The organism is Alkalibacterium sp. m-11 (assembly GCF_054658155.1).
Genome location: NZ_BAAGIR010000419.1, coordinates 1 through 332, shown reverse-complemented (window position 1 = coordinate 332; position 332 = coordinate 1). Strand labels below are relative to the sequence as shown.

At 41.0% G+C, this 332-nt stretch carries 1 protein-coding gene; it reads left to right on the top strand.

What is annotated here, in order from left to right; translation table 11 throughout:
• On the top strand, positions 1 to 332 hold a 332-nt coding region (locus ACYQ2O_RS13025; protein WP_459796815.1), incomplete at both ends, for a group II intron maturase-specific domain-containing protein.

Below are 332 nucleotides of genomic sequence, written 5' to 3'. Positions count from 1 at the left end.
AAAAGTAAAGTGGGTTCCCCAACACGTTTAAAGTTCTTGGGTTGTCTGATAACCACAGTGAATGGGGTCTGTCGTTACAGACCTTCGAAAGAAGCCAAAGCGAAATTCATGCGTACCTTGAAACGCTTGACTAAACGTAAACGAGCAGGGAAGTTTGATGACATTGTCAAAGAAATAAACAGCCGAACAAGAGGCTGGATTAATTATTTCGGCACAGGTTTCATCAAAACCTTCGTAACGAAAGTGGAGCAATGGCTCCATCACCGTATCAGGCAACTCATTTTAAAAAGATGGAAAAATCCACGTACTAAGATTAGCAGATTAATGCGTTT